This window comes from Janibacter sp. GS2 (assembly GCF_051200835.1).
Classification (GTDB): domain Bacteria; phylum Actinomycetota; class Actinomycetes; order Actinomycetales; family Dermatophilaceae; genus Janibacter.
In genome coordinates, this window is record NZ_CP195161.1 from 1,990,978 (window position 1) to 2,016,989 (window position 26,012).

Genomic DNA, 26,012 nt, shown 5'->3' on the forward strand with positions numbered 1-26,012 from the left:
CAGGGCTCCTTGATCTTGAGGCGCCTCGTGGGACGTCGTCGTCATCGGGTGCCCTCCTCCGCCGCACGGCGGTGGTTCTCTGCCAGCAGTCGATCGAGGATCTCCACGCGCGCCGCGGGGGAGACGGTCCACCGCGTCATCTGCCGATAGGTGTGGAAGCCGTGATCCAGCGGCACGTCGTCCCATCCGTAGGCCGCCATGACGGCGTCGTCGAGGTCGACGTGGATCTCGCGCATGCGGTCGACATCCGGGTCGATGCCAGTCTCCAACTTCGCGTCGTTGACGAGGTTGTACAGGACCGTCAGGCCGAGCTTGCGTCGCAGCATGATCTCGCGTCGTTCCTCGTCGAGCACTCGACCATGGCGGTCCAGCTCGTCAGTGGTAGATGGACGCGGGAACGTCTCGAAGACATCCGAGGGCGTGTAGCGGGGATCGTTGCGCATTCCGGAGCCCCTGTTAATTGCCCAAAGCTGGTGCACCGATGACGAGAGTACGGCCTGATCGTCGAAGCGATCCGTGGCAAACACCACGAGTGAATCGCTGGGGACACCATTGTTCGGTACGCGCATCGGCATGACGGTCTTGCTCACGCGTGTGAGGACCAGATACTTATCGAGGTCGGCGACCGCCTTTCGCATCTTGGGTGCCCACGCGGCGTACTGCCACCAGACGTCGCGACGGCGGACGATATTGCCCTTTGCCCGCTCAGGCTTCACCTCGAGCTCGAGTCTCGTGAAGGGAACCTTATATTCGCTAGCTACCTCTAGGGAGCGCTGGCCGAAATCGATCACCCAGCGTGAAGGTGACCCGTCCGGACGGGAGTTGAGGTCCTCTCCATTGAGGTATGGGAACAGGACATCCGCGTTGCGTGGGTCGTGCTCGATCCACTCGGCGGCCTCGTCGGGTTCGACGATGAATCCCTTTCCCAAGACGATGCACCCTTGGAAGGCCAAACCTGCGTTCGCCGTCAACCGGAGTGGTTGGCCGGTCACCCGCCCTTCGGCCTCGAGGAGCGTCGAGATCGCGCCCACGGGCTCGTCGTCGCAGACCCGTTCGATATCTGCGCCAACGCGGGCGCTCGTGCCCCAGACAGCGGCGTACTCGAGGTTCGCGCTCTTGGCTGGCCACGACCTGGATTGGATCGCTCGCGTGATCGTGAAACCACCGTCAACCATCCGGTCCAGGCCAACTTCGCGCGTATCGCCCTGCGCCACGGTGTTCGTGGCGATGAGACCGATGGTGCCTCGGTCGTGAAGGAGATCCTTTGCCCGCAAGAAGAAGTAAGCGACCAGGTCTGCGCTCCCGCGTTGTCCGCCGGCAAGGACGTGGACGAACCAGTCGCGAAGGTTGCTGCCCATGGCGCCGGTGAGCTTCTGTCCGCCCAAGAACGGAGGGTTGCCGATGATGGCATCGAAGCCGCCGCGCTCCATGACATCGGGGACCTCCAGGGGCCAGTGCAAGGGCTCCCACCGTTCCTGGTCCGTAGGCACCGTCGGTGTGAGTCCCGCGTCGACCCGCCGCGCCAAGAGGGTGTCAGCGGTCCCGTCATCGGACCGGACGATTGCGCGGAGATCGGCGTATGCCTCGTCGAGAGCCTTCCCCGGCTTGCCGCCGAGCCGGAGTCCCGTCGCGATGACGGCATCCGCGACGCGCTTGAGAGGTGCCACCTCTGCGCGGAAGGTGCTCAGCTGGCGCCGCTTCGCGCGTCCGTCACGCTGTGCGTCCCCCTCGGCGATGACCCCCCTCAATGCGGCGCGCATCCGCAGCGCGCGGCTGACGTGCTCGTCGATATCGAGGCTGAGGTCGAGCTCATTGCCGTCGGTGAGGGTCCAACGTCCCTCGTCCTGCCGGGCATGGGGCGTGATGTGCAACTCCTCCAGCTGGCGCAAGGACGTCAGGCCGAGGAGTGAGTTGCCCACGATGACCTTGTCGTCGACGAAGGAAAAGGGTTGGTCCCGGTCGAGGGAGACCAGCCAGAGGGAGAGCTTGCACATCTCCACCGCCATGGCGTTGATGTCGGCCCCGTACAGACAGTGGGCGACGACGAGACGGATCGCCTGGACACGTACTTCGTCAGCCGTCCCGTGGACTGCTTGGTCGTACTGACGCCAGGACTCGACGAGGCGAGCCCCGAGGTACCGGGCGGCTGCCACGAGGAACGCACCGGAACCGCAGGCGATGTCAGCCACGCGGAGTTCGAGCAGGTCCTCTGGCGGCAGGAGCCGCCACGCCGAGTGGTCATTCGTCTGATGCGGGCCCGGTCGGAAGCACAAGGGCTCGAGCGCGTGCTTGACCACGTCCTCAGCCAGGTCCCGCGGTGTGTAGTGGGCACCGGCGTTACGTCGCGATGCCGTCTCAATGACGAGGAGGTCACCCTGACGGGCGAGGACAAGACGTCCACGTAGGTCACGCCGGATGACACCAATCCATGGCTGAAGTGCGTCCCGCTCGCTCTCGTCACCCGGAGCAACAGTCCGGAGCGCGCGCTCCGCGTCCTCCATGGCGTCCGATGACGCGAGCGCCTTGGTCAGGGCACTCTTCGACTTGAGGACGCTCGCCGGCTGGTTCTCCTTTACCCACGCGATGATCGCGGCAGCGATTTTACCGTCCGGGTTGCTGGCATCGCCGACCCTTTCCGCGATGTCTTCGAGCACGGCGAGGGGTACTTCGGGCTCCACCCCCGCCTTTCCGATGAGTCCGACTGTGAGGGTCGTGGCGCGGACGCACGTGTAGCCGAGGAGGCCCTCGTAGTTGTAGCCGATCTGCTCGACATCAATGTCGCGGAAGGAGATGCGACGCGCGTCCTGCCCACTCAGGCGAATCACCTGCACGGCGTCGAGCACCGCTCGCATGACCCGATCGCTGACCGTGATGGCCAGACCGCCTCGCGGGTTGGTCGCCATCAGGAAGGGGAAACGATCGGGGTCGAAAAGCGACCCACCGTACGCAGGTAGCCGCATGTCCTCGAATGTCGTGCCTTGGTGCAGCGCGGTGGACGTGGCCAGCAGTCGGTGCCACGCCTGATGCGTCCCGTCGATGGCCTCTTCGCCCTCATTTCTGGCTCGCTCCTCCAGATGGTCCAGTTGAGTCGCGAACCCGTATCCCTTGGAGAACAGGGGCCCCTCGGGCAGCAGGCCTCGCTGCTCGGCGAAGAGGAGGAAGACGATCCGCATCATGACGGTGACGACCGCCTCGTAGATCTCGTCGCCGTCCTCAGGCAGCGGGTCGGGCTCGCGCACGGACCGCGCCGTGGTGCTGGCACGAGAGAACTCAGAGACGATGAGCTCCACGGCACGCCGGACCTGCACGCCCAAGGAGTCCGTGATCTCTTCCGCGGCAGCGATGGATTCGATGAAGAGGGCGGGCAAGCGGTCCTTCGGGTCTCCGCCAACGATCCGAAGTGGGTCGATGAGATGGAGGAACGCGTTGCGGACCGTGGGCTCTTCGGTCCATGTCAGCGCATCGACGACTCCAGAGGCTGCCAGTTTTTCGGGTGGCGCGCTGACCAGTGCCCACCATCTGCCATCGGTCAGGACCCCGATCGGGACCTTGGCTGCTCGGAGCATCAGCTCCATGCGGTCGATGGGTGTGGTGGACCATCCGTCGTCGAGGGGATCGCACAGCGAGGCCACCGGGTCGATGATCCAGAGCAGCGCGGCGTCGCCGCCGAGTGTGGCTGTGGGGGAGACCGACACGCTGTGGTCGGGTGAGGTGACTGTCGCCGACATCGGGGTGGTCTCGCTATCCATATCCCACCCAACGACGTCGACCAAGATGCGGCGGACCCACGCTTCCCGGGCGTCCCGGAAGGCCGGGAGAGCGCTCTCTGGCGCGGTCGACCACAGATCCCATGCTGAGTCGAATGCAGGCTTGCTGTCACTGATGGCTCCACGAGCAGCATCAGCGAGGCTCGGCATGCCCTGCGGCCATACCCTCGTCAACGCGGGCACCGCGAGGAAGGGCCCTTCGGTGTCGACCAGGGTCAGCCATTCACGGTGCTGGTCGGCAGCCTTGGGCGGTCGTCGACCATTCAGGTGGAGTCCAGCCATCATGACCGTCCCTCTCGCTCGCGGGCATCCTCAGGTGTCAACGCGAAGACCACCCCGGCCGCGCTCACGAATTGCCTCACGTCGGCGTACCTTTCTCGGATCGCTGCAACCTCTCGCTGCTCTTCCTCGTTGAGCTCGTCGGCTCTAGTGCGCATGGCGTTCAGGTCGCGCAGTCGCTGACGGTGCTGGTCATCCGGCAACAACATCGCCTGCTGTTCGTCGATCTGCCGGGCCAGTTCGTCGGCCGAATCGTGAAGGACGCTGCGGAACGCCGTGTAGATGGATCGAGCTCGTTCCTCGTCGGCGCGGGCCCTCGCTGCCAGGTCACTAGTGACTGCGGCCTGCTTCTGCTGAGCACGATGCTTGACGGCTTCTTCGAGGCGCGACCGCATCCGTGACGTTCCCCCGGTAGTCTTGTCGTTCCAGTCGGTCGCGAGGCTGGCTCGGACCGACTCGTTCGCCAGGGTCAGTTCAGGACTGTCGAGCACGGTGTCGAGCAAGTCCTCGACCTTCGACTCGGCCATCGTGTGGCCCTTCAGGCGGATCCCGGTGAGGAAAACCTCCTCGTGCAGTCGCAGACCGCCACGCCCGACGAGCACGAGCCGGGAGACCGTCGCCACGCATGACATCGGTAGGTCCTCGACGACGACCGCGGTCACGCGGTGCAGGTTGTCCGCCCCACCCACGAGCGCGCTGCGGAGGATGCGTGACGACTTCTGCATGAGGGCATGGCCGAGGTGGATGTGGACGAGGTCGTCACGGCGTCGACCGCCGACACCGTCCTCTCCGTCCGGACTGACCATCGCGGTCTCGTCGAAGGTGATCGGCCGCAGGGCTCCCGGGTTACGACGTGTGTCGAGTCCTTCGAGTGCCTGCTGCCAGCTCGGCCCCAGAGCCGGCACAGCGAAGATGTCCGCGTCGGAGAGGTCGTCGTCAACGACCACAAGGGGAGGCTGTGCCGCCAATTCCAGCGCCGCATCGACCACACGACGTGAGGCGAAAGGAGTCAGGTGCATGCGTCGCTTGTTTGCCTCGAAGTTCTGCGACAGGGCGGTCAGCTCGCGGTTGAGGTCGAGGCCTCCGGCGAGGCTGCGGTTCATCTCCTCGCTCCCGTCGGCGTGCTGGGTCGGACGGCGCGTGCGCTTGGGGAAGAACCGCTCTTGGATCTCCGAGTCGATGACTTGGTTGACGCGGCCCAGGTCGGAGGAGATGGTGTCGACCTTGCCTGCGATTCGCTTGAGGAAGTCGAGGTCCGCGCCATAGGTGCTGGCGGTGGCGTCTGGAGCGAAGGTGAAGATCTCCGGGGTGTGAATCTGCCCGTAGCGATCGATGCGGCCGATCCGCTGCTCGAGACGCGAGGGGTTGAAGGGAACATCCAGATTGACCAGACGGTGGCAGAAGTCTTGGAGGTCGATCCCTTCGCCAGCTGCGTCTGTCGCAACGAGCACGCGTAGGGGTTCCTTTGAGGGGTCAGTCGTGAAGCGCTCGCGGATGAGTTCGCGTTCGTCCCGGTCCGTCGCGCCTTCGATCGAGGCGAGGCGGTCGGCGTAGCCGCGCTGCTCGAGGATCCGGACGACCCACTGCAGCGTGGCTGAGTACTCGGTGAAGATGACGACGCGCTCGTTGGACCAGTGCTTGCCGTCGGGCCGACAGATCGCATCAAGCCAGTCTGCGAGGGCAGTGAGCTTGGCGTCCGCCTGGTATTCATAGCCCTCGCTCCAGGCAACGAGCTCGTCGATGTCGGCGTCTGCGGCAGCGACCAATGGGTCGCTGCCCTTGCTCTGGCGCAGGGCAGTGAGCTCTGGCTGCTCGACGAGCCCCTCTTCCTCATCGCTCTGCTGCATCCCGAGCACCTCGTCGTAGTACGACTCGTCGATGTCTTCGGGCCAGCCAGCGCTGGAGTTCGTCGCCAGATAGTGGCGGAGCGTCAGCGCGAAGGCCCACGGGCTCGACAGGAATCGCTTCTTGAGCAGGAGGGAGACGATGTCTCCGGCCCTGCGCTGCCCGTTGAGCCGAGCGCTTTCCTCCAGCAATCGGGTGAGGAGGTCGAAGGCCTCTTCTTCGCCCTTCGACGGAGTGAATGCGATCTGCTTGACCTGACGGGTCTTGAACCCCATCTCCGGCAGGTCGCTCTTGAGTCGCCGGACGGTGACGTCTTTGAGTGCCTGCTGGTCGACCCGGGCGCCACGCGCGAACCGCCGCCCGTCGATCATCTCGAGCAGGGCGGTGAAGGACTCCGTATGGCCGTTGTGCGGGGTGGCGCTCAGGAAGAGCCGGTGCTCGCACACGCCTGCGAGTTCCCGTACGGCGAGGGTGCGCTTGCTGTCTACCGGGTAGCCACGACCGCCGCCCACGGCGCTGGGGCTCGCTGGTGCCACGTGGTGAGCCTCGTCGACGATGAGAGCATCGAAGGCATAGCGCTTGGCGCTCTTCGTGTCCTTGACGTCTGCGAAGACGTCGCGCAGCATCCGCTGGGCACGAGGGGTCGGCAACCACGCCATGCTCACGATGACCCGAGGGAGGAGCCGGAAGGGGTTGGCCGCGAGACCATGGGTCCGCCGCATCTCGGCGAGCGTGGCGGAGTTGACGATCGTGAAGTCGAGACCGAACTTGTCACGCATCTCGTCCTGCCATTTCACTGCAAGGCTCGGTGGGCACACGATGATGACCGATCGTGCCCGGTGGCGCAGTAGCAGTTCCTGGATGACGAGGCCGGCTTCGATCGTCTTGCCGAGTCCCACGTCGTCGGCGAGCAACAGGTTGGTCCGGGGAGCCGCGAGTGCGCGTCGCAGAGGCTCCAGCTGGTAGGGCTCGACGTTGGCGCCAGATCGATAGGGGGCCTGGTAGGCGTGCTCGTCTGCGGACGTGACAGCGCCCCACCGCACGGCATCAACGAAGGCACCCAAGGTGTTGGGGTCGTCAAAGGTCTCTGGGCTCAGGGCCTCGGGCAGACCCTGATCGGGAATGACGGTGTCTCCGACCTCCAGCTCCCAGATGACTGTCGCTTCTTCTCCGAGGCGATCCTCGTCCAGCGATTGGAGCGACACGAGGTGCTGCAACTCCGGGGCCGACTCGTCAGCTGGGCTGCGCATCAGGCCCTGTGTGGTTACTTCGGTCACCGCCCACGTGGAGCCTCGCACGGACACGATTTGACCGACCTCCGGCAACTCGGGTCGCGACTGTCGGGGGTCACTGGCAGTGCCGGTGGCAGTCGCAGCAGTCACGAGTGCACTCACTTTCGTGGAGATGGGGGACGACGACCTCGTCGGTCTGGCGTTCTGGTGTGGACTCTGGCACACAGTTGCGAAAATCGCAACACCCCTCTAGTGTGGTTCTCATGGACACTCCAGTGGATCGCGTGCGCCTTCTTATTGAGCGCAGCGACATGAGCCAGGGGGAGTTCGCGCAGGCAGTCGGCCTCGACGCGTCCAAGATGTCCAAGTCGCTCACGGGGGCTCGCAAACTCAGCTCATTGGACGTGGCTCGGATCGCTGAGATCGGCGCCGTGTCGGTGGACTGGCTCCTCACGGGGGAGGAGGACGCCGTCGCGATGGCGGCACGCGCCGAAGACGGCAGCAACATGGGCGCCGCAGCCGCGATGGCGGAACGCATTACCGAACTGCGAGGAAGCGCAACTGCGACCGGCCGGATGCGCTCGGTGGTGAGCGTCGAGGTTCCTCGCTCCGGGCAATGGTCTGCCGATGGTGAGTCTCTGGCTGCCGCGGCCCTCGCGTGTGTCGCGGCCACTGATGTGTTCCTGGCGCAGGATCTGGCTAAGGAGATCGACGACCATTTTGGCGTCGATGTCGGCGTCGTCGATCTCGGAGACGAGGTCGACGGACTCTGTGCCAGAACCAGCGTGGCTGTGGCCATCCTCGCGGCTCCAACGCCGATCTTCGCCCGACAGCGCTTCACGCTTGCTCACGAGCTCGGGCATGTGCTGGCCGGAGATGACCAGGGGCTGCACATAGACGAGGACGTATATGCCGGCTCTCGTCAGGAAAGTGAGCAGCGGGCGAATGCCTTCGCCGCAGCCTTTCTGATGCCTGAGGGGTATCTACGTGACCGGGTGACAGGGGCGCTGGACGATGCCGCCTTCGCCAACCTGGCTCTGGACCTCAAGGTCTCTCCGAGCGCGCTCGCGATACGTCTCAAGAGGTTGCGGCTCATCGATGGGATGACGCAAGCGACTCATCAGTCCATGACCATGCGTGAGGCGCAGAGATTGACTGGTCGGGGCGACGAGGCTTCTGCCGCGAGCCATTTGGCGATGCAGGGTCGTCCGCCAGCAACGCTGGGCCGGGACCTCTACGGCGCATATCTTGAAGGCGCCATGACGCTGCGGCCGTACGCGTCGCTCTTGGGAGTAGACCCCGAATCTCTCCGGTCCTCGCTGGAGAGCCGGGGCGTCTGAGCAATGGCAGCAGCGGTTTTCCCCGACAACACAGTCATGTGCAATTTCGCGTGCATCGGCCGAGTGGATCTGCTCGCTGCCCACCTGCGTGGGCGCGGGCGATGGGTCGAGGCGGTCGCGGCCGAGGCCGAGGCGTCGGCAGGGCACCTGCCCGATCTGAGACGACTGGTGAATGCGGGCTGGTTGGGTGAGCCCATCGAGATCATCGAGGAGCCGCACGTTCGGGCGGTGGAACGCCTGCGCATCGATGTCTTCGGAGGAACTCGGGCGCGGCCGCTCCAGCATCTGGGGGAAGCGCAGTCATGCTTTTTGTTGACCAACGACCCAACATGGAGCGATGCCGCTTGGGTCACCGATGACAGGGACGCCTATGAGTACGCCAAGGCGCGGGGGATCATCACGAAGCGGACCGTTGATCTCTTCCGCGAGATGGTGGCCTGGTCGGACCTGACGGCTGACGCAGCGTTCAGCCTTCTCGAGGAGATCGATGGCATCCGGGGGCTGCGGCTTCCTGCAGGTCCGAAGGATCTCCAGTAGCGCACCTTGTCGGTGCGCTCGCTCAGTCTGCAGTCCAATCCTCAAAGCGCCCCGACCTGTCAGAGTTGGCCGTTGGGCGTGGGCCGTGTCAGAAGGGGACGAGTGGACAGGCGATTTGAATGCATCGGGAAGTACAGTCGCTGTAGCCGAGATCCACAACCCGTGAGGGGTGCTGCACATGAGTCAGCTCGTCGTTTTCTACGACGATGAGCCGGTGGACCTGAAGAAGCGCGTGGAGCTGCAACAAGCGCCGTTGCCGGAGGCAGGTCAATCGCGATCTGTAGATGGCGTCGTTCGCGAAGCCCTGGTCTACGTTCAAGTGTCCGGTGAGACGGGCCCCTTCCTGGTTCCCTTCGGTGAGTACGATGAGTGGTCGCTGCGCGATCGGTACAACGAGGCGATCCGGATCATGAACACGCTCGGCGCATCGTCGATCTCGTGTCAGACCTTTCGGGAAGTGGCGAGGCGCCGCCGAATGGGCCTGAAGTTCAAGAACCAAGGTCCTGCGTTTGAGCAAGAGCGGGTGGAGAACAGCGGCTTCGACTTCCACCACAGTGGAGCAGGCAGCGTGGCGCGAGACCCGCGGCCGCTGCGGTGGTCAGATGAGCCCGGGTTTGCTGCTGCTGTCTCGAGCGTGTTGGACAACCAAGCGTCGAAGGTCGAGATCAACATTCGTAGTCATCAGAGGTACTCCGTGGACGGGTCCCTGGGCCTGCAGCTCAAGAAGTTGGGTTTTGACCTTGGAGGTGGAGAGCACAAGACGGGAGCCACGACGCTCCACATCAGTGCCGAGTTCCCGAGCAGGCAGCCACAGCGAGGGTGGCGCTGAACGGCGGAGGGCCTCACGTGATGACTCGACATTCTCACAAGGCGTTTGATCGTTCTGGATGTTGCGGCCACTCGAGGCCGGGAGTATGGACGGACGAGGTTGCTCCAGCCTGAGCACCGAACGTTGTCGGTGGTCACCCATAGCGTGTCTCTGACAGGGCGAGATGAGGGATGAATGGCATGAGCGAAACGTTGAGCATGGGCGCTGGGGGACTTGGTGATCTCGCGCAGCGGGTCCTACACGAGTGGCAGGTCGGGTTTGCTGAAGAGGCGGAGGAGCTCGAGACCTATCCCGACTGCGGTGACCCTCTGGCGTTCGAGGACCCCAAAGAGGGCAAGATGCTCGGGCAGTGGACGTGGTGGCAGCCCGCTCCTGTCGGGTCCCGGCGGTGCCGGAACCGGGTCGCTACTCGGGGGTCGCTGGGGTTAGGGCAGTGACGGTTCACCGGGATGGCCCTTCTGTCGAGACGAAGATCTGTAAGTCGATCTCGGCGGGTTGAGCTTCGCTCGATCGCAGTGCGCGGCGAGTGCTGGGAGGAACTGGCATGAGCAAAGGGCCACGAGTGCGTGGGAGCCGGGGGAGATGAGGCGTCCGAGATGCAAGCGGTCAGCGATCCGCGGAACTTGTCCGGGGCCACCACCACGACGGGACGCCGAGGTGGCCCCCCTTCGTACCCGGAGGACATCAGCCCTCCTGGTCCGGGCCCGCGTCCTGCACACCGTTGAGGCGGTCCACGCCGCGCAGCAGCGCGGAGTGGTCGAGGCCACCGTCACCGGTGGCGACCGCGGAGGACATGAGCGCCGCGAGCAGCGAGGTCATCGGCGCGGCGACGCCGGACTCGCGCACGGTGTCGGCGACGATCCCGAGGTCCTTGTGGTGCAGGTCGGTGCGGAAGCCGGGTTCGAAGCGGCGCTCGATGAAGTTCTCCCGCTTCTGGCCGAGCACGGCCGAGCCGGCCAACCCACCGGCGAGGACGTCCAGGGCCGGTCCGAGCTCGAGCCCCTGGGCCTCGAGCAGCACCACGGCCTCGGCGAGGACCTGGATGGTGCCGGCGACGACGAGCTGGTTGGCGGCCTTGACCGTCTGCCCCGCACCGGACGCGCCGACGTGCACCACGGTGCCCCCGAGGACATCGAGCACCCTACGGGCAGCGGCGACGTCGCCGGCATCGCCCCCGACCATGATCGACAGCGTCGCCGCCTCCGCCCCGGCCTGACCGCCCGAGACGGGCGCGTCGAGCATGCGGAGCCCGCGCTCACCCGCCAGGCCCGCGAGCCGTCGGGTGACGTCCGGCCGGATGGTGGAGAAGTCGATGACGAGCGCGCCTGGCGTGGCGTTCGCCAGCACCGCGCCGTCCCCGATGAGGACGTCCTCGACGTCGGGGCTGTCGGGCAGCATGAGACAGATGACGTCCGCGCCGTCCACCGCCTCCGCGGCGGAGGCGCAGACCGTGCCGCCGGCTGCCCCCAGCGCCTCGGCCTTCGAGAGGGTGCGGGTGTGCCCGCGCACGTGGTGCCCGGCCTCCTGCAGGTGCACCGCCATGGGGCTGCCCATGACCCCCAGGCCGATGAAGGCGATCGTGCTCATGGTCGACTCACTCTCCTGCGATCGGGTGGGGTGTCCAGCGACTGACCCCCGGGCGGCACTCACCCCGTGGCGCTGACCACGGTGACCCCGTGCTGACGGAAGGGATGCAGTCGCTCCTCGGTCGTCTCGTCCGTCACGAGGGTCCACCCCGGTGGCAGATGGGCCCAGGTCGGCACCGCGCCGGGGTCGAGCTTGTCGGCGTGGGCGAGGACGACGGTGCGGCGCGCGTCTCGCGCCGCCAGCTCCTTGGTCGCGGCCTCCTCGATGGTCGGCTCTCCCACCCCCCGCGAGGGATGCACGGCGTCGCAGCCGAGGAAGGCGATGTCCACCGAGAACCGCTCGAGGACGAGCTGGGTGATCGCGCCCGTCAGGCCGTGACTCGAGGGCGAGACCGCGCCGCCGACGACGACCACCTCGACCGGGCTGTCGGCGAGCATCACGGCGATCTCCAGACCGCGGGTGAGGACCGTGACGTCCCGCCGGTCGCGCAGGTGCTCGACGAGCTGGGCGCAGGTGGAGCCGGCATCGACGAAGATCGTCGCGCCGTCCTCCACGTACGAGGCGGCCGCCGCGCCGATGCTCGTCTTGGCGGCCACCTCGATGTTCATCCGCTCCCCGAGTGCCGTCTCGTGGAAGGGCCCGGATGGCAGCGCCCCGCCGTAGGTCCGCGAGATCTCCCCGTCGGCCTCGAGCGAGGCGAGGTCGCGGCGGACCGTCGACTCGGAGACCTTGACGGCCAGGGCGAGGTCCTCCACACGGTTCTCACCCGAGCGCAGCAGCCGGACGATCTCGCGCAACCGCTGGTCCCGGCCCCGGTACCTGCCGGTGCGGGTCTCGCTCATCCTGACCGCCTCACTCTGGTGCCTCGCCCGTCAGCGGGGGAGGTACTCCGCCCGGATGCCATCGACGAAGGGAGCGTAGTCCACCGCCGCGAGGTAGGCCGACCGCATGGTGCCGTGGTCCGCCGTCCCCGTGCCGGCGATGTCGAAGGCGGTGCCGTGGTCGACCGACGTGCGCAGGATCGGCAGGCCCACGGTGACCGAGATCGTGCCGTCGAAGTCATAGGTCTTGGCGGCGATGTGTCCCTGGTCGTGGTACTGCGAGAGCACCCCGTCGTAGCGCCCGATCAGGCCGTGGTGGAACACCGAGTCGGCCGGGATCGGACCGGCGATGCCCAGACCCGTGTCGTTGACGCTCGCGACCGCGGGACGCAGGATCTCGATCTCCTCGTCGCCGAAGGCGCCGTTCTCGCCGCCGTGCGGGTTGATCGCGGCGGTGGCCAGACGCGGCTGCTCCACGCCGAAGACCTGCAGCGCGCGGTGTGCGCGCTCAATCGAGTCGATCTGGGTCTCGACGGTGATCGCGTCGAGCGCCTTGCGCAGGGAGGTGTGCCGGGTGGCGAAGAAGATGCGCAGGTGGTGCCCGCCGTGGGCGTCGTTGCGCACGACGAACATCGTGTCCTGCTGCGTCACGCCGGTGAGCTCGCCGAGCATCTCGGTGTGGCCGAGGTGCTTGCTGCCGGCCGCCCAGATGGCCTCCTTGTTGATCGGCCCGGTGACGATGCCGGCGACCTGCTGCTCCATCGCGGCCCGGGTCGCCACCTCGATGGCGGTGATCGCCGCGCGGCCGGCGCGTCCGTCGACCGTGCCCCACTCGGGCATGTCGTCGCCGAGCACGCCGGTGTCGAAGACGTCGATGACGCCCTTCCCGGCGGAGGGCACGTCCCAGCTCTCGACGGTGCGTACCTCGACGTCGAGGCCGAGGGCCTCGATGGCCTTCTGGAGGGCGACGCGGTCACCGACGGCGATGCCGTGGTGCTCGGGGGTGCCCGCGAACTCGGCCAGGGTCGTGGCCGTGATCTCGGGACCGATGCTGACCGGGTCGCCCATGGTGAGGGCGAGGACGGGGGTGGTGCTCATGTGGTGTCATCTCCTGTGCGACCCGGGTGGGCCGGTTGCTGTGGTGGAAGGGTGCGTGCGACCTTCGGGGCCGCCCGGGCCGAGCGCTGTCGGTCGCGGGCCATCACCGTGAGGCGGTCGAGGCAGAGGAGGGTCGTCTCCGCGTCGCCGACGAGCCCGCCCTTGGTGACCATGGGCAGCCCGGCGTGTGGGCCGGCGACGATCTCGCCGGCGACGGCGAGCGGCACCACCTCGTCCTCGACGTCGAGGCCCTGCCCGTCGAGCTCGTGGAGGACGGCGGCGGTGATGTCGCCGCCGGTGGTGTAGATGCCGCTGACGCCGGTCTCCCGGAGCACTCGTCGGGTGATCCGCCCCAGCGCCCCCGGGAGGGCATCGCCCTCATCGGGGGAGAGACGCCGCAGGTCGCTGCCGTCGAGCACCGTCGGCACGAGGACGATCTCGTCGGGGGCGGAGGACTCGACCGCCCGGACCACGTCGGCGACCGTGGCGTCGACATCGGGCACGACCGAGTCGGTGAGCGTCGTGGGACGCACGACGCGGCAGGCGCGCTCGGTGATGAGCCGTTGCAGCTGGACGCGCGTCAGCTCCGTGGCGGAGCCGGAGACCGCGAGGAGGGGGCCGGCCCCGGAGCCGTCCGGCAGGCCGAGCGCGCGGGCCATGGCGAGCGCGCCGGGGCCGGGGTCGACGGTGACCCACTGGATGTCGTCCCCCGCGGCGACCGCCGCGATGGCCACCCGGTCCAGGTGCTCCTCGGTGAGGGAGTCGGCGACGATGACGTCGATGTCCGCACCGAGCATCGTGCGGACCGCGGCGACCAGCGCGTCGTGGTGACCGGTGACCAGGTGCAACGGCAGGTGGCCCACCCGCAGGTCGCTGGAGCGCCGCAACACCTCGGCCACGTCCGAGGTGTCGACCGGGGTGCGCGGGTCGTGGGCGAGCTCGGTGTGCTCGAGCCGGCTGCCGCGTAGGAGCTGGTGGCCGTCCACGGTGACGCGGTCCGCCGCCGGGTGCGCGGCCAGGCACAGGCCCACCACTCGCCGGTCCGACAGCTCGCGGGCCGTGGTGAGCATCGCCTCGGTCGCCGTACCGACGTTGCCGCGCAGGGTCGTGTCGATACGGGTGCTGAGCAGCTCCACGGGCCAGCCGGCCCGCACCGCCTGGTCGATGGGCCCGAAGACCTCCTCGGGTGGGGAGTGCCGCGAGTCGGTCGTGACGACGATCGTGTCGAAGCGTGGGTGGAAGTCGGCGATCGTGCTCCAGTCGTCGGTCCGGCCGAGGGTGACCGCGCGCATCCCGGCCCGGGCGAATCCGGCGGCGCAGGCGTTCGCGCCGGTCAGGTCGTCGGCGACCACGAGGGCCTTGGCCACGTCGTCAGCCCAGGATGAGGTTGAGGATGACGAGCAGCGGGATGGAGCCGGCCCAGACCGCCGTCGTGATGCCGGACCAGCCCTTGAGCGCCGCCGTCCCCTCGATCCCCGTGAAGCGGGTGACCACCCAGAAGTACGAGTCGTTGAAGTAGCTGAAGACCATCGAGCCGCTGGTGCAGGCGAGGACCGCGACGACCGGGTGGATGCCGAGCGAGCCGACCAGCGGAGCCGTGACCGAGGCGGCGGTGATCATCGCGACGGTGCCCGAGCCCTGCGCGACGCGCACGACGGTCGCGATGACGAAGGGCACGAGGAAGGCCGGCAGTGCGGTGGCGGCGATGGCCTCGGCGAGCGCGTCGCCGACGCCGGAGTCGCGCAGGACCTGACCGAAGGCGCCACCGGCGCCGGTGATGAGCAGGATGAGCCCGGCGGAGGCCGCCGCCTCGGCGAGCCACCCCTGGACCTTGCTGCGCGGGGTCCAGCGGGGGAGCAGGAGGTAGACGGCGAGGATCGCGCCGATGACCAGGGCGACGACCGGATTGCCGAGGAAGGCGAAGGGGGTCGTCCAGCTGCTCGCCTCGTACTCACCGGACAGCGCGCCCTGCTGGTTGCGGTCGATCGCTGCCGTGACGGTGTTGAGCACGATGAGCAGCAGGGGAAGGACGAGCGGCAGGGAGCCGACGAAGGCGCCGACGCGGTGGGGCTTGGCGCCCGCGGGGGGCTCGCCGAGATGGGTCGTCGGGGAAACGGTCTGGCGGTCCGCGAGCTCGTCGGGGACGTGGCCGTCCCGCCCCCCTTCGTCGTGGGGCGTGTCGGTGCCGAGGTCGCCCGAGCTGCCGCCGGCGCCGACGGGGGCGAGGCGACCGTAGACCGCCTCGCGCACCTCGGGGATGACCCGGTCCTCGAGGGTGGGGCCGACCCAGCGGGCGTAGACGACGACGACCGGCAGCAGGATGATCGTGAAGACCAGGCCGGTGAGGATGACCATGCCGAGGTCGGCGCCGAGGATGCCGGTCGCGGCGAGCGGGCCGGGGGTCGGCGGGACCAGGTGGTGGGTCAGCGTCATGCCGCAGCCGAGCGCGAGGGCGAGGGCCACGTAGCCGCCGCGCTTGACCCGGGCGATCGAGCGGGCGAGCGGGTTCATGATGACGTAGCCGGAGTCGCAGAAGACCGGGATCGAGACGAGTGACCCGACCGTGCCCATGGCCCACTCCTCACGGCCCTTGCCGAAGGCACCGAGGAAGGCTCGGGCGAGGGCATCCGCGGCACCGGAGACCTCGAGGATCTTGCCGATGGCGACGCCGAGCCCGATGACGATGCCGATGCTGCCGAGGGTCGCTCCGAAGCCCTCGGTGATGGAATCGACGATGCCCGTCAGCGGCTGGCCGGCGACGACACCCGTGACGAGACAGGCGATGAGGAGGGCGATGAAGGCGTCCAGCCGGGTGCGCAGCACCAGCACGACGATGGCAGCGATGCCCAGGAACAGCGCCAGCAGCAACTGAATGTCCACGATGTCTCCCTGTGTGCGGTGCGGGCAGCACTGCCCGAATCCCCCGAGTGTGGCAGACGAAGTTGCGCAGAACAAGCAGAATGATGCGCGAAGTGCGCACCGACCTCAGAAGCCGTGCTCAGCACGCGTCGGGTCGATGACCTCCTCGACGTCGAAGAAGTCGTGCAGCACGTGCTGGTCGTCCTTCATCGCGGCGCTCATGCTCAGGCCGTCGACGTTGATGCGGGCCTGGCGCACGTAGTCGTCGGTGCGCTGCCCCCAGGCCGGGGCGGAGGTGTCGATGCCGAAGTAGAAGTCGAAGCCGTGCTCCTCGAGCAGGTCGTACTTCGGTCCGGAGTAGTCCTGCGTGCCACCGATGTCCGCGCCGAAGGGGAAGATCAGCAGGTCGGTCTCGCCGAGGATCGGGGCGACCTCCTCGTCCCACTTCTGGGTGTCCGCGGTCAGGCGGGTCATCGTCGCCTTGGTGAAGTTGGTGTGGCCCCAGGAGTGCGAGGCGAAGACCCAGCCGTCCTCCTTGAGCTCGTCGGCGACCCCCTTCGCCTGCTCCTGCTGCTCCTGGAGGTCGATGTCCTCCTCGTCGCCGTACTCGATCTCGCTCGTGCGGTAGCCGAGCACGCCGTTGTACCCGGTCAGCGCGAGCACGCCCTTGCTCCCGCGGTAGGAGAAGTCCGGGTGCTCCTCGACGAAGTCGTCCACCACCGCCGGCATGTCGTAGGAGCCCTCGACCGTCTTGCCGTCAGGGTCCTCGTAGGTGTTGGTCACCCCTCCGTCGTCGTCGAGGGTCATGCTCTGCGCGAAGCCGTCGCCGTCCATGTACTCGTAGTAGCTGACGTCGTCCTGCGAGATGACCAGGGGCTTCTTGCCCTTCGGCAGGGTGATCGGCACGTACTCCATCTGCCCCTGCGCGTTCTCGCGGGCGACGTCGCGGGGATTGACCAGCACGTACCCCTTCTCGTGGACCGAGTCGAGGACGGCTTTGAACTCGTCGATGGTGACCATGTAGTCCGCGTACCCCTGCGCGCTGTCCTGCGAGGTGAAGGCGCGGTCCGCATCGACGATGAGGGAGTGGAAGAACAGGTGGGAGATCTGCGAGTTGTCCGGCCACGTCACCGCGTTCGTCTGCTGCTTCGTGATCTTCCTCGTCAGCGCGTCGACGTCCGTACCCGTGAGCCCCTTGAGCTCCTTCAGCGCGCCGGCGTAGTCGTACTGCGCGGCAGCGGTCGTGGCCGAGTTCAGGCGCGTGCGGTGGCGCTTCCTGCTCGAGGGGCCATCGGTGTCCGTGCTCGAGTCCTCGGACGGGGATGAGCCACCCGAGGGCGTCGACTCCTGGCCTCCGGGTTCGGCAGGGGAGGCGCACCCGCCCAGGGCCACGGCGACCGCAGCGCTCGAGGTCAGGGCAACTCGTCGGACCGGCGACATGCGCACTCGTCCCCTTCATCACGTAGACATCCCCACGCCCAGCGGAGCGCGCCCCTGAGCATCCGTCACCGACCACGGTAACCAAGGTGTGCCACGACGTGTGGAGGACACACGGTGCGACACCGTCCCTGTAGGTTCGAGGTATCCGGGGGGCCCCGGGCACGCGGGGCCCGACCGAGCACGCAGCGAAGGGGACCACCGATGACCCAGCACCCCACCTCCCACGAGGCGTCCGAGGACTCCGAGCGCGGCGGACCACCGGCAGACGTGGACCCCCGCCCGCACAGCCGCGTCGTCACCGAGGGTCTCGGTCAGGCGGCAGCCCGCGGGATGCTGCGGGGGGCCGGGCTCGGGGACGAGGACCTGCTCAAGCCCCAGGTCGGGGTCGGCTCGAGCTGGAACGAGGTCACCCCCTGCAACCTCAGCCTCGACCGGCTCGCGGTGGCGGCGAAGGAGGGGGTGCACTCCCGGGGCGGGTACCCGCTGCAGTTCGGGACCATCTCGGTCAGCGACGGCATCGCGATGGGCCACCGTGGCATGCACTACTCGCTCGTCTCCCGCGAGGTCATCACCGACAGCGTGGAGACCGTGATGCGGGGTGAGGGCCTGGACGGCGCGGTGCTGCTCGCCGGCTGCGACAAGTCCCTGCCGGGGATGCTCATGGCCGCCGCCCGGCTCGACGTGTCCAGCGTCTTCGTCTACGCCGGGACGAGCCTGCCGGGCCTGGCCCGGCTCTCCGACGGCTCCGAGCGCGAGGTGACGATCGTCGACGCCTTCGAGGCCGTGGGGGCCTCCCTCTACAGCCAGCTCCCGCGCGAGGACGTCGACACCATCGAACGCGCCTTCTGCCCCGGCGAAGGAGCCTGCGCCGGGATGTTCACCGCCAACACCATGGCCAGCCTCGCCGAGGCGCTGGGCATGGCCTTGCCCGGCAGCGCGGCACCCCCGTCGACCGATCGTCGGCGGATGGTCATCGCCCGCGACTCCGGCGCGGCCGCCGTCGACCTGCTGCACCACGGCATCACGGCCCGGCAGATCCTCACCCGCGACGCCTTCCTCAACGCCATCGCCGTCCTCATGGCCATCGGCGGCTCCACCAACGCCGTCCTGCACCTGCTCGCCATCGCGCACGAGGCCCACGTCGAGCTCGACCTGAACGACTTCGCGGACATGAATGCCCGCGTGCCGCTGATCGCCGACGTCACGCCCTTCGGCCGGCACGTGATGGTCGACGTCGATCGGGTGGGAGGCATCCCCGTCGTCATGCGGGAGCTGCTCGCCGCGGGCCTGATCAACCCCGACGCCCTGACCGTCACCGGGCGCACCGTGGGGGAGAACCTCGCCCACCTCGATCCCGCGCGGCCCGACGGCGTGGTCCTGCACCCGGTGAGCCACCCCGTGCGGCCCGAAGGGGGGATCGGCATCCTCCACGGCTCCCTCGCCCCCGAGGGGGCGGTCACCAAGACCGCCGGGATCGACATCACCACCTTCACGGGGACCGCGAAGGTCTTCGACGGCGAGCAGGCGGCGCTCGCGGCGCTGCGCCGGGCCGAGATCTCCGCCGGTGATGCCGTCGTCATCCGCTACGAGGGTCCCGCCGGGGGTCCCGGCATGCGCGAGATGCTCGCCGTGACCGCGGCCATCAAGGGGGCGGGGCTCGGCCAGGAGGTGCTCCTGCTCACCGATGGCCGGTTCTCCGGCGGGACGAGCGGGCTGTGCATCGGTCACGTGGCCCCCGAGGCGGCCGCCGGGGGACCGGTCGGCCTGCTGCGGGACGGGGACATCATCCGCCTCGACCTCGACGCCGGCACCCTGGACGTCGACCTGCCCGCGGACGAGCTCGAGCGGCGCCGCCGGGACTGGGTCGCCCCACCCCCGTCGGCCGACCAGGGGGTGCTCACCAAGTACTCCCGCCAGGTGCGCTCGGCCGCACTCGGGGCCGTGTGCACCTGAGCACCGGCGCTCAGCGCAGGGACGCGGCGAGCGCCGTGGCCGCCGGGCCGATGGCGTGGCCCAGGCGGGTGCCGTCGTCGCCGACGTCGTCCTGGCGGCCACCCCCGACGAGCACGCTGACCTCGGGGTGGGATGCGCTCACGGACCGGATGAGCGTCGTGGCGGCCGGGGTGTCCTGGGCCCGCGGGACCGCCAGCACGGCGCAGCGGGCGGAGTGGGTGTCCAGTGCCGCCTGCCACGCCTCGGTCGGCAGGTCCGCCCCGAGGTAGACGACGTCGAGGCCCGCACGGCGCAGCGCCACGGCGAAGGCGAAGATCCCCAGCTCGTGGTGGACCCCGGCCGGCAGGCCGACGATGACGGCGGGCCCGCCGGGCCGGCTGGCGGCGGCGTCGAAGGAGGCGGCCAGCCGGCGCAGCACGGCGTGCGCGACGAGGTGCTCCCCGGCCACCGAGAGGCGACCCTCGGTCCAGGCGCGCCCGACCTCGGCCAGGGCGGGCATGAGCCAGCCGTCGACGACCGACTCGAAGGACCCGGTGGCGAAGCGCTCGTCGAGCACCTGCGCGACCGCGGAGGCGTCCAGGCGCGCGGCGGCGTCGACGAGCGGTCCGGCACCACCGTCACCGTCCACCGTGGCCGGGGTCTGGTCAGGCGGCGGGGGAAGGGGGGTCGCGGCCCCCTTCGCACGATCCCGGCGGGAGACCTCCTCGGCCGCCTGGCTGGGCGCCCACCCGTCGTCGACGAGCGCGGCGACGGCACGGATGCGGGCCAGGCAGTCCTCGTCGTAGAGCCGGTAGCCGGCCTCGGTGCGCTCGGGCACGATGACGTGGTACCGCCGCTCCCAGGCACGCAGGGTGGCGGCGGGCACGCCGGTCAGCTCGGCTGCGCGCTTGATCGTGTACATGTCAGGTGGCCCTCGGGTCGCTCAGAGCCGGGGCAGCTCTCGGTTGAGGGCCTCTTCCGCCTCGTCGCCGAGCGTGGTCAGGTCGCGACGCAGGAAGGGGGTGGCCAGCTTGGCGATCCCCTTGAAGGTGAAGTCGGCCTCGTAGACGAGCTCGGTGCCGACGCCCTCCGGCCCCGGGCGGATGGACATCGTGTCCTGGGCGATGACGGTCTTGTTCTCCCCGCGCATCACCACGAGGCGGTCCGGCTGGAGGTCGAGGGTCACGTAGGTCAGCTCGGTCTCCTTGCCGCGGAAGACCGAGCGGTTGTGGTATCGGCTGCCGACCCCGCCGTCGCCCTCGACGAGGGTGGTCTCCACCGTGCCGGGGTCCCAGTCCGTGCTCGTGGTGAAGTCCTTGAGGTACGCGTAGACGGCGGCCGGCGAGGTGTCGACGGTGATGGTCCGAGTGATCTTCATGGGCCCGTTTCCTTAGACAAACATTTGACAGACGATGGACGACCACCCTACCTTGGGGACAAAGGTTAGACAATCCATTGACGCTTCGGCGACGAACTGGGTTATGACACCTTTCCGCACCGTCCCCGCACGACCGGGGGAGCACGCACACCCGCAGGAGCATTCACCGTGACCGACCTCCACGACCGGCCCACCGACCCCGGTGGCGGCCGCCCGACGGCCGCCGTCATCGGCGCCGGGGTCTCCGGCCTGACGGCGGCGTACGTGCTCGCCCGTACCCACGACGTCACCCTCTACGAGTCGGACGCCCGGCTCGGCGGTCACGCGCACACCCACATCGTGCCGACCACCGGCGGTGGCGACGTGCGGGTGGACAGCGGCTTCATCGTGCACAACGAGCGCACCTACCCCCACCTGCTGCGCCTCTTCCGCGAGCTCGACGTGCCGACCCAGCCCACCGAGATGAGCATGAGCATCACCTGCGACGGGTGCGGTCTCTCCTGGGCGGGAGGAGCCGGTGCCGGTGCCGTCCTCGCCCAACCACGCCGCCTCGCCGACCCGCGCTTCGTGCGGATGCTCACCGAGATCCCGCGCTTCCACCGCGCCGCGAAGGCCGTGCTCGCCGGGTCCGGTACCGGTGACGCGTCCCTGCCCGCCGACCCGACCTGGGGCGAGTTCCTCGAGCACAGCGGGTTCTCCCGCTACTTCGTCAACCACTTCGCGCTGCCGCTCGTCTCCTGCGTGTGGTCCTCCGGGGACGAGGACTCCCTGGACTACCCGGCCCGCCACCTCTTCGCCTTCCTCGAGCACCACGGCATGCTCAGCGTCTCCGGGTCCCCGACCTGGCGCACGGTGACCGGTGGCTCCGCCACCTATGTCGACGCGCTCGTGGCCCGGCTGGGCGACGTGCGCACGAGCGCGCAGGTGACCTCCGTCAGCCGTCGCGACGACGGGGTCGACGTGCGCACCGCGGCCGGCGTCACCCCCTTCGACCGGGCGGTCATCGCCACCCACGCCGACCAGGCCCTCGACCTGCTCGCCGACGCCAGCGAGCAGGAGGCGGCGGACCTCGCCGCGATCCGCTACACCCACAACGCCACCGTGCTGCACCGCGACACCAGCCACCTGCCGAGCGCCAAGCGCGCCCGGGCCTCGTGGAACTACCGCAGCGCGACCTGCGGGGGAGCGGGCGAGCCGCGCGTGAGCTACTGGATGAACCGGCTGCACGGACTCGACGAGGACGGCGACCAGTTCCTCGTGACGCTCAACTCGGCCGCCCCCTTCGCGCCGGAGGACGTCATCGCCCGGATGGAGTACGCCCACCCGGTCTTCACCCGCGAGGCCGTCGCCGCCGCGACCCGCCTCTCCGGCGCGGGCGGTGACCGGCTCGCCTTCGCCGGGGCCCACCTCGGCTGGGGATTCCACGAGGACGGCTGCCGCTCCGGGGTCGACGCGGCGCAGCGCCTGGGGGTGACATGGTGAGGCCCATGACCGCATCCGAGGACGCCGCACCCGAGCGGGTGCCGACCCGAGCGCCACTCGAGCTCCCGACCCTGCCCTCACTCATCGTCGGCACGGTCAGCCACACCCGGCGCACGCCCCTGCGGCACGAGTTCACCAACCGCCAGTACCAGTGGCTCGTCGACGTCGACGACCTGCCACGGCACGGGTGGCCGCTGCGGCTGATCTCGCGGATCGACGCGCGCGACCACCTCGACCACGGGCGGCTGGGGGGTGGCATCCGCGGTGACGTGGAGCGCTTCCTGGCCCACCGCGGGGTGACCCTCGAGCGCTCGGACCGCGTGGTCATGCTCGCCAACGCCCGGGTGCTCGGGCACGTCTTCGACCCGCTGACCGTCTTCTGGTGCCTCACCGAGGACGGCAGCCTGCGGGCCTGCCTCTTCGAGGTGCACAACACCTACGGCGAGCGCCACGCCTACCTGCTCGACGTCGACCCCGCCGGTCGGGCCCGCACCGAGAAGGCCTTCTACGTCTCGCCCTTCAACGACACCAGTGGCGAGTACGCCGTCAGCCTGCGCCTCGACCCGCAGCGGGTCACCGTCACCGTCGGCCTGGAGCGCGAAGGGGAGCGCATCCTCACCGCGACCACGACCGGCGTGCCGCGCGCGGCGACCGACGCCACCCTCGCGCGCACCGCCGCGCGCCACCTGCTCATGACCTGGCGCGTCAGCGCCATGATCCGCGTCCACGGCATCTGGCTGTGGGCACGCCGACTCCCGATCCAGCCCCGCCGCCCCCACTCGCAGGAGAACGTCCGATGACCACTGCAGCACCCCAGCTCGACCAACCCGTCTGCCTGCGCCGGCCGGCACTGCGACCACTGTGCGTGCGCGCCCACATCGCCCGGCCGATCGTCACCAAGGTGCTCGGACGGGCGCCCGTGCGGGTGACCATGCCCGACGGCACCACCCTCGGTGGGGCCCACGACGCGGACGCGCCGACGCTGCAGATCCTCCACCCCACCGCGCTCTTCGAGCGGATGGCGCACCACCCCAAGATCGGCTTCGGCGAGGGGTACATGGCGGGGGACTGGAGCGCCGCGCCGGGCACCGATCTCGCGGACGCCCTGCTGCCCTTCGCGCAGCGGATGACCAGCCTCGTGCCGCCGGGGCTGGCCAAGATGCGCCGGGTCGTCGACCGCCGCATCCCCCGGGCCACGCGCAACACGCTCTTCGGCTCGCGCAAGAACATCGAGGCCCACTACGACCTGAGCAACGACCTCTTCACCGCCTTCCTCGACGAGAGCCTGAGCTACAGCTCGGCCCTGTTCGACCGCAGCCGGCCGCTGGCGGAGCAGAGCCTCGAGGAGGCCCAGCACGCCAAGATCGAGTCGGTGCTCGACATGGCTGACGTCACGCACGGCAGCCGGGTGCTGGAGATCGGCACCGGTTGGGGCTCCCTGGCCATCGCCGCCGCCCGGCGGGGGGCCACCGTCACCTCGATCACCCTCTCCCACGAGCAGGCCGAGCTGGCCCGCGAGCGCATCGCCGCCGCCGACGTCGAGGAGCCCGGCCTCGCGCAGCGGATCGAGGTCCGGCTGCAGGACTACCGTGAGGTCTCGGGGCAGTTCGACGCGATCGTCTCCGTCGAGATGATCGAGGCCGTCGGGGAGGAGTACTGGCCCACCTACTTCCGGGCCCTCGACGACCTGCTCGCCCCCGGCGGGGTCGCGGCGATCCAGTCGATCCTCATGTCCCACGAGCGCTACCAGGCCACCCGCAACTCCTTCGGCTGGATCCAGAAGCACATCTTCCCCGGTGGTCTCATCCCCTCCACGCAGGCCATCGAGGAGACCACCTCGCAGCACACCTCGCTGCGGGTCACGGCGACCCACCGCTTCGGTCGCGACTACGCCGAGACCCTGCGCCGGTGGCGCCGCACCTTCCTCCAGGAGTGGCCACAGATCGCCGCGAGCGGCTTCGACGAGACCTTCCGCCGGAAGTGGGAGTTCTACCTCGCGTACTGCGAGGCCGGGTTCTCCGCCGACTACATCGACGTCGCCCAGATCCGCTTCGAGCGACCCGCGCACGCATGAGCACCGTGGTGGGACAGCGCATCTGGCTGGTCGGTGCCTCCAGTGGCATCGGGGCCGCGCTGGCCGAGGAGCTGCACCACCGCGGAGCCATCGTCGCGATCAGCGCACGTCGGGCCGATCGACTCGAGGAGGTCTCGCGGGGGCGCCTCGCGAGCGTCACCCTCGACGTCACCGACCGTGACGCGGCGCGAGGGGCCGCGGAGCAGGTCCGCACGCTGCTCGGCCGGATCGACACGGTCATCTGGTGCGCCGGCTACTGGAAGTCCTTCGAGGCCACCGACTGGCAGGCCGACGAGTTCGCCCAGCACGTCCGGGTCAACCTGCTCGGTCTGAACAACGTCATCGACGCGACCGTGCCGCAGATGGTCGCCGAGCGCAGCGGCCACCTCGTGGGCGTGGCGTCCGTCGCCGGCTACCGCGGCCTGTCCGGCGGTGAGGCCTACGGCGCGACGAAGGCCGCCCAGATCAACCTCCTCGAGTCGATGCGGGCCTCGCTGTCCACCGCCGATGTGCAGGTGACGACGGTGTGCCCGGGTTTCGTGCGCACCGAGATGACCGAGGCCAACTCCTTCCCGATGCCCTTCATCATCGATGTCGAGGAGGCCGCCACGAGCATCGCCGACGGCCTCGAGGAGGAGACGATCGAGATCGTCTTCCCGTGGCGGATGGCCCTGACCATGAAGCTCGCGCGGGTCCTGCCGGTCCGGGTCTGGGCGGCGCTCACCCGCCGCATCGCCCGGTCGTCCACCGGCGCGCACGATGGTCGCGGTGCGGTGAGGTAGCGGTGGCCAACCCGGTCCGTGAGCTGCGCTCCTTCGTCGCGGCAGCGCTCGTCGCCCCGGTCCCACGTGACCACACCGAGCCGGACGCGCTCTTCCGCCGGCGTCGGTGGGTGGCCCTGGTCACCCTCGTCGTCGGCTCGCTCGTGCTCGGTGCCACCCTGCGGATCCCCCCGGGCGACCAGCTCTTCTACGTCGGGGGCCTCGCCCTCGCGGCGGTCTGGGCCGCCGGTGGTCTGGCCTCGGGTCAGCTGCACCTGGGGTGGGCGCACACCCGCGACGCCGACTTCGCCCGGCCGATCGTCCAACCCGTGGCGCTGGCCGTGCTCGCGATCGCGATCTTCCTCGCCGGCGCGGCCGTCGTCGGGCAGGTGCCGTGGCTGGCCGGCCCGATCGACGACGTGCTCGACCACGTCCGCTACGGCTCCCTGGCCATCGTCTGGGCGATCACCGTGGTCAACGGGATCGCCGAGGAGCTCTACTTCCGCGGCGCCCTCTTCGCGGCCGTCGGGCGCACCCACCCGATCGCCGTGACCACCGTCATCTACGCCCTGGCGACCCTGGCCACGGGCAACCTCATGCTCGCCTTCGCGGCGCTCCTGCTGGGTCTGATCACCGGAGCCCAACGCCGGGTGACCGGCGGCGTGCTCGCCCCGATCATCACCCACGTCCTGTGGTCCAGTGCCATGCTCCTCCTCCTCCCCGCCATCCTCGATCTCGTCAGGTGATCCCC

At 69.1% G+C, this 26,012-nt stretch carries 19 protein-coding genes; 9 read left to right on the top strand and 10 right to left on the bottom strand.

Annotated features, from left to right (window positions below; all coding sequences use genetic code 11):
• Positions 1-41: 41 nt before the first annotated feature.
• Both ACR9E9_RS09565 and drmD read right to left on the bottom strand, forming a co-directional pair.
• Positions 42-4,052: an Eco57I restriction-modification methylase domain-containing protein gene (locus ACR9E9_RS09565; RefSeq protein ID WP_435198251.1), complete on the bottom strand. Its 4,011-nt coding sequence runs from the start codon at positions 4,050-4,052 to the stop codon at positions 42-44.
• The gene (gene drmD / locus ACR9E9_RS09570; protein WP_435198252.1) at positions 4,049-7,348 is read right to left on the bottom strand and encodes a DISARM system SNF2-like helicase DrmD; all 3,300 of its coding nucleotides are present in this window, start codon (positions 7,346-7,348) and stop codon (positions 4,049-4,051) included. The genes ACR9E9_RS09565 and drmD overlap by 4 nt, the downstream gene beginning before the upstream one ends.
• A 38-nt stretch (positions 7,349-7,386) precedes the next feature.
• Here drmD and ACR9E9_RS09575 point away from each other — a divergent pair, with 38 nt between their 5' ends.
• From ACR9E9_RS09575 to ACR9E9_RS09585, 3 genes are all read left to right on the top strand, one after another.
• A complete protein-coding gene (locus ACR9E9_RS09575; RefSeq protein WP_435198253.1) occupies positions 7,387-8,463 on the top strand; it encodes a helix-turn-helix domain-containing protein in 1,077 nt (358 codons plus the stop codon).
• Positions 8,464-8,466: 3 nt separating this feature from the next.
• Positions 8,467-9,000, top strand: coding sequence for a hypothetical protein (locus ACR9E9_RS09580; protein WP_435198254.1), 534 nt, complete (start codon positions 8,467-8,469; stop codon positions 8,998-9,000).
• A 178-nt stretch (positions 9,001-9,178) separates the two neighbouring features.
• Complete coding sequence (locus tag ACR9E9_RS09585) at positions 9,179-9,829, top strand: hypothetical protein (protein ID WP_435198255.1); 651 nt, start codon at positions 9,179-9,181, stop codon at positions 9,827-9,829.
• Positions 9,830-10,513: 684 nt separating this feature from the next.
• On the opposite strand, the gene ACR9E9_RS09590 is transcribed toward ACR9E9_RS09585, so the two are convergent.
• The 6 genes from ACR9E9_RS09590 to ACR9E9_RS09615 form a co-directional block, all read right to left on the bottom strand.
• Positions 10,514-11,479, bottom strand: a complete 966-nt coding sequence (locus tag ACR9E9_RS09590) for an NAD(P)-dependent oxidoreductase (protein WP_435198256.1) — start codon at positions 11,477-11,479, stop codon at positions 10,514-10,516.
• On the bottom strand, positions 11,476-12,258 hold the full coding sequence (locus ACR9E9_RS09595) for a DeoR/GlpR family DNA-binding transcription regulator (protein WP_435198257.1): 783 nt from the start codon (positions 12,256-12,258) through the stop codon (positions 11,476-11,478). Before ACR9E9_RS09595 ends, ACR9E9_RS09590 begins: the two co-directional genes overlap by 4 nt.
• 30 nt (positions 12,259-12,288) lie before the next feature.
• Positions 12,289-13,335, bottom strand: a complete 1,047-nt coding sequence (gene pdxA, locus ACR9E9_RS09600; RefSeq protein WP_435198258.1) for a 4-hydroxythreonine-4-phosphate dehydrogenase PdxA — start codon at positions 13,333-13,335, stop codon at positions 12,289-12,291.
• Positions 13,332-14,702: a four-carbon acid sugar kinase family protein gene (locus ACR9E9_RS09605; RefSeq protein WP_435198259.1), complete on the bottom strand. Its 1,371-nt coding sequence runs from the start codon at positions 14,700-14,702 to the stop codon at positions 13,332-13,334. The genes pdxA and ACR9E9_RS09605 overlap by 4 nt, the downstream gene beginning before the upstream one ends.
• A gap of 4 nt (positions 14,703-14,706) precedes the next feature.
• Complete coding sequence (locus ACR9E9_RS09610) at positions 14,707-16,215, bottom strand: GntP family permease (RefSeq protein ID WP_435198260.1); 1,509 nt, start codon at positions 16,213-16,215, stop codon at positions 14,707-14,709.
• A gap of 105 nt (positions 16,216-16,320) precedes the next feature.
• Positions 16,321-17,634 (bottom strand): polysaccharide deacetylase family protein, encoded by a 1,314-nt coding sequence (locus ACR9E9_RS09615; RefSeq protein ID WP_435198261.1) that lies wholly within the window; start codon positions 17,632-17,634, stop codon positions 16,321-16,323.
• A gap of 201 nt (positions 17,635-17,835) precedes the next feature.
• Between ACR9E9_RS09615 and ilvD the strand changes: the two genes are divergently transcribed.
• Positions 17,836-19,587, top strand: coding sequence for a dihydroxy-acid dehydratase (gene ilvD / locus ACR9E9_RS09620; RefSeq protein WP_435198262.1), 1,752 nt, complete (start codon positions 17,836-17,838; stop codon positions 19,585-19,587).
• A 10-nt stretch (positions 19,588-19,597) separates the two neighbouring features.
• Here ilvD and ACR9E9_RS09625 read toward each other — a convergent pair whose 3' ends face one another.
• Positions 19,598-20,488, bottom strand: a complete 891-nt coding sequence (locus ACR9E9_RS09625; RefSeq protein WP_435198263.1) for a MerR family transcriptional regulator — start codon at positions 20,486-20,488, stop codon at positions 19,598-19,600.
• 21 nt (positions 20,489-20,509) lie between these two features.
• Positions 20,510-20,944, bottom strand: coding sequence for an SRPBCC family protein (locus ACR9E9_RS09630; protein WP_435198264.1), 435 nt, complete (start codon positions 20,942-20,944; stop codon positions 20,510-20,512).
• Between the two features lie 168 nt (positions 20,945-21,112).
• Here ACR9E9_RS09630 and ACR9E9_RS09635 point away from each other — a divergent pair, with 168 nt between their 5' ends.
• Genes ACR9E9_RS09635 through ACR9E9_RS09655 form a run of 5 tightly spaced genes read left to right on the top strand, consistent with a single transcriptional unit; the run spans position 21,113 to position 26,007 of the window.
• The gene (locus tag ACR9E9_RS09635; RefSeq protein WP_435198265.1) at positions 21,113-22,426 is read left to right on the top strand and encodes an NAD(P)/FAD-dependent oxidoreductase; all 1,314 of its coding nucleotides are present in this window, start codon (positions 21,113-21,115) and stop codon (positions 22,424-22,426) included.
• Positions 22,427-22,431: 5 nt separating this feature from the next.
• Entirely contained in the window at positions 22,432-23,226 is a 795-nt protein-coding gene (locus ACR9E9_RS09640) for a DUF1365 domain-containing protein (RefSeq protein WP_435198266.1), read from the top strand.
• Positions 23,223-24,500 (top strand): class I SAM-dependent methyltransferase, encoded by a 1,278-nt coding sequence (locus tag ACR9E9_RS09645; RefSeq protein WP_435198267.1) that lies wholly within the window; start codon positions 23,223-23,225, stop codon positions 24,498-24,500. Before ACR9E9_RS09640 ends, ACR9E9_RS09645 begins: the two co-directional genes overlap by 4 nt.
• On the top strand, positions 24,497-25,282 hold the full coding sequence (locus ACR9E9_RS09650; RefSeq protein WP_435198268.1) for an SDR family NAD(P)-dependent oxidoreductase: 786 nt from the start codon (positions 24,497-24,499) through the stop codon (positions 25,280-25,282). The genes ACR9E9_RS09645 and ACR9E9_RS09650 overlap by 4 nt, the downstream gene beginning before the upstream one ends.
• A 2-nt stretch (positions 25,283-25,284) precedes the next feature.
• Positions 25,285-26,007 carry a CPBP family intramembrane glutamic endopeptidase gene (locus ACR9E9_RS09655; protein ID WP_435198269.1) on the top strand — a complete coding sequence of 241 codons (723 nt, stop codon included), beginning with the start codon at positions 25,285-25,287 and terminating at the stop codon, positions 26,005-26,007.
• Positions 26,008-26,012 lie beyond the last annotated feature (5 nt).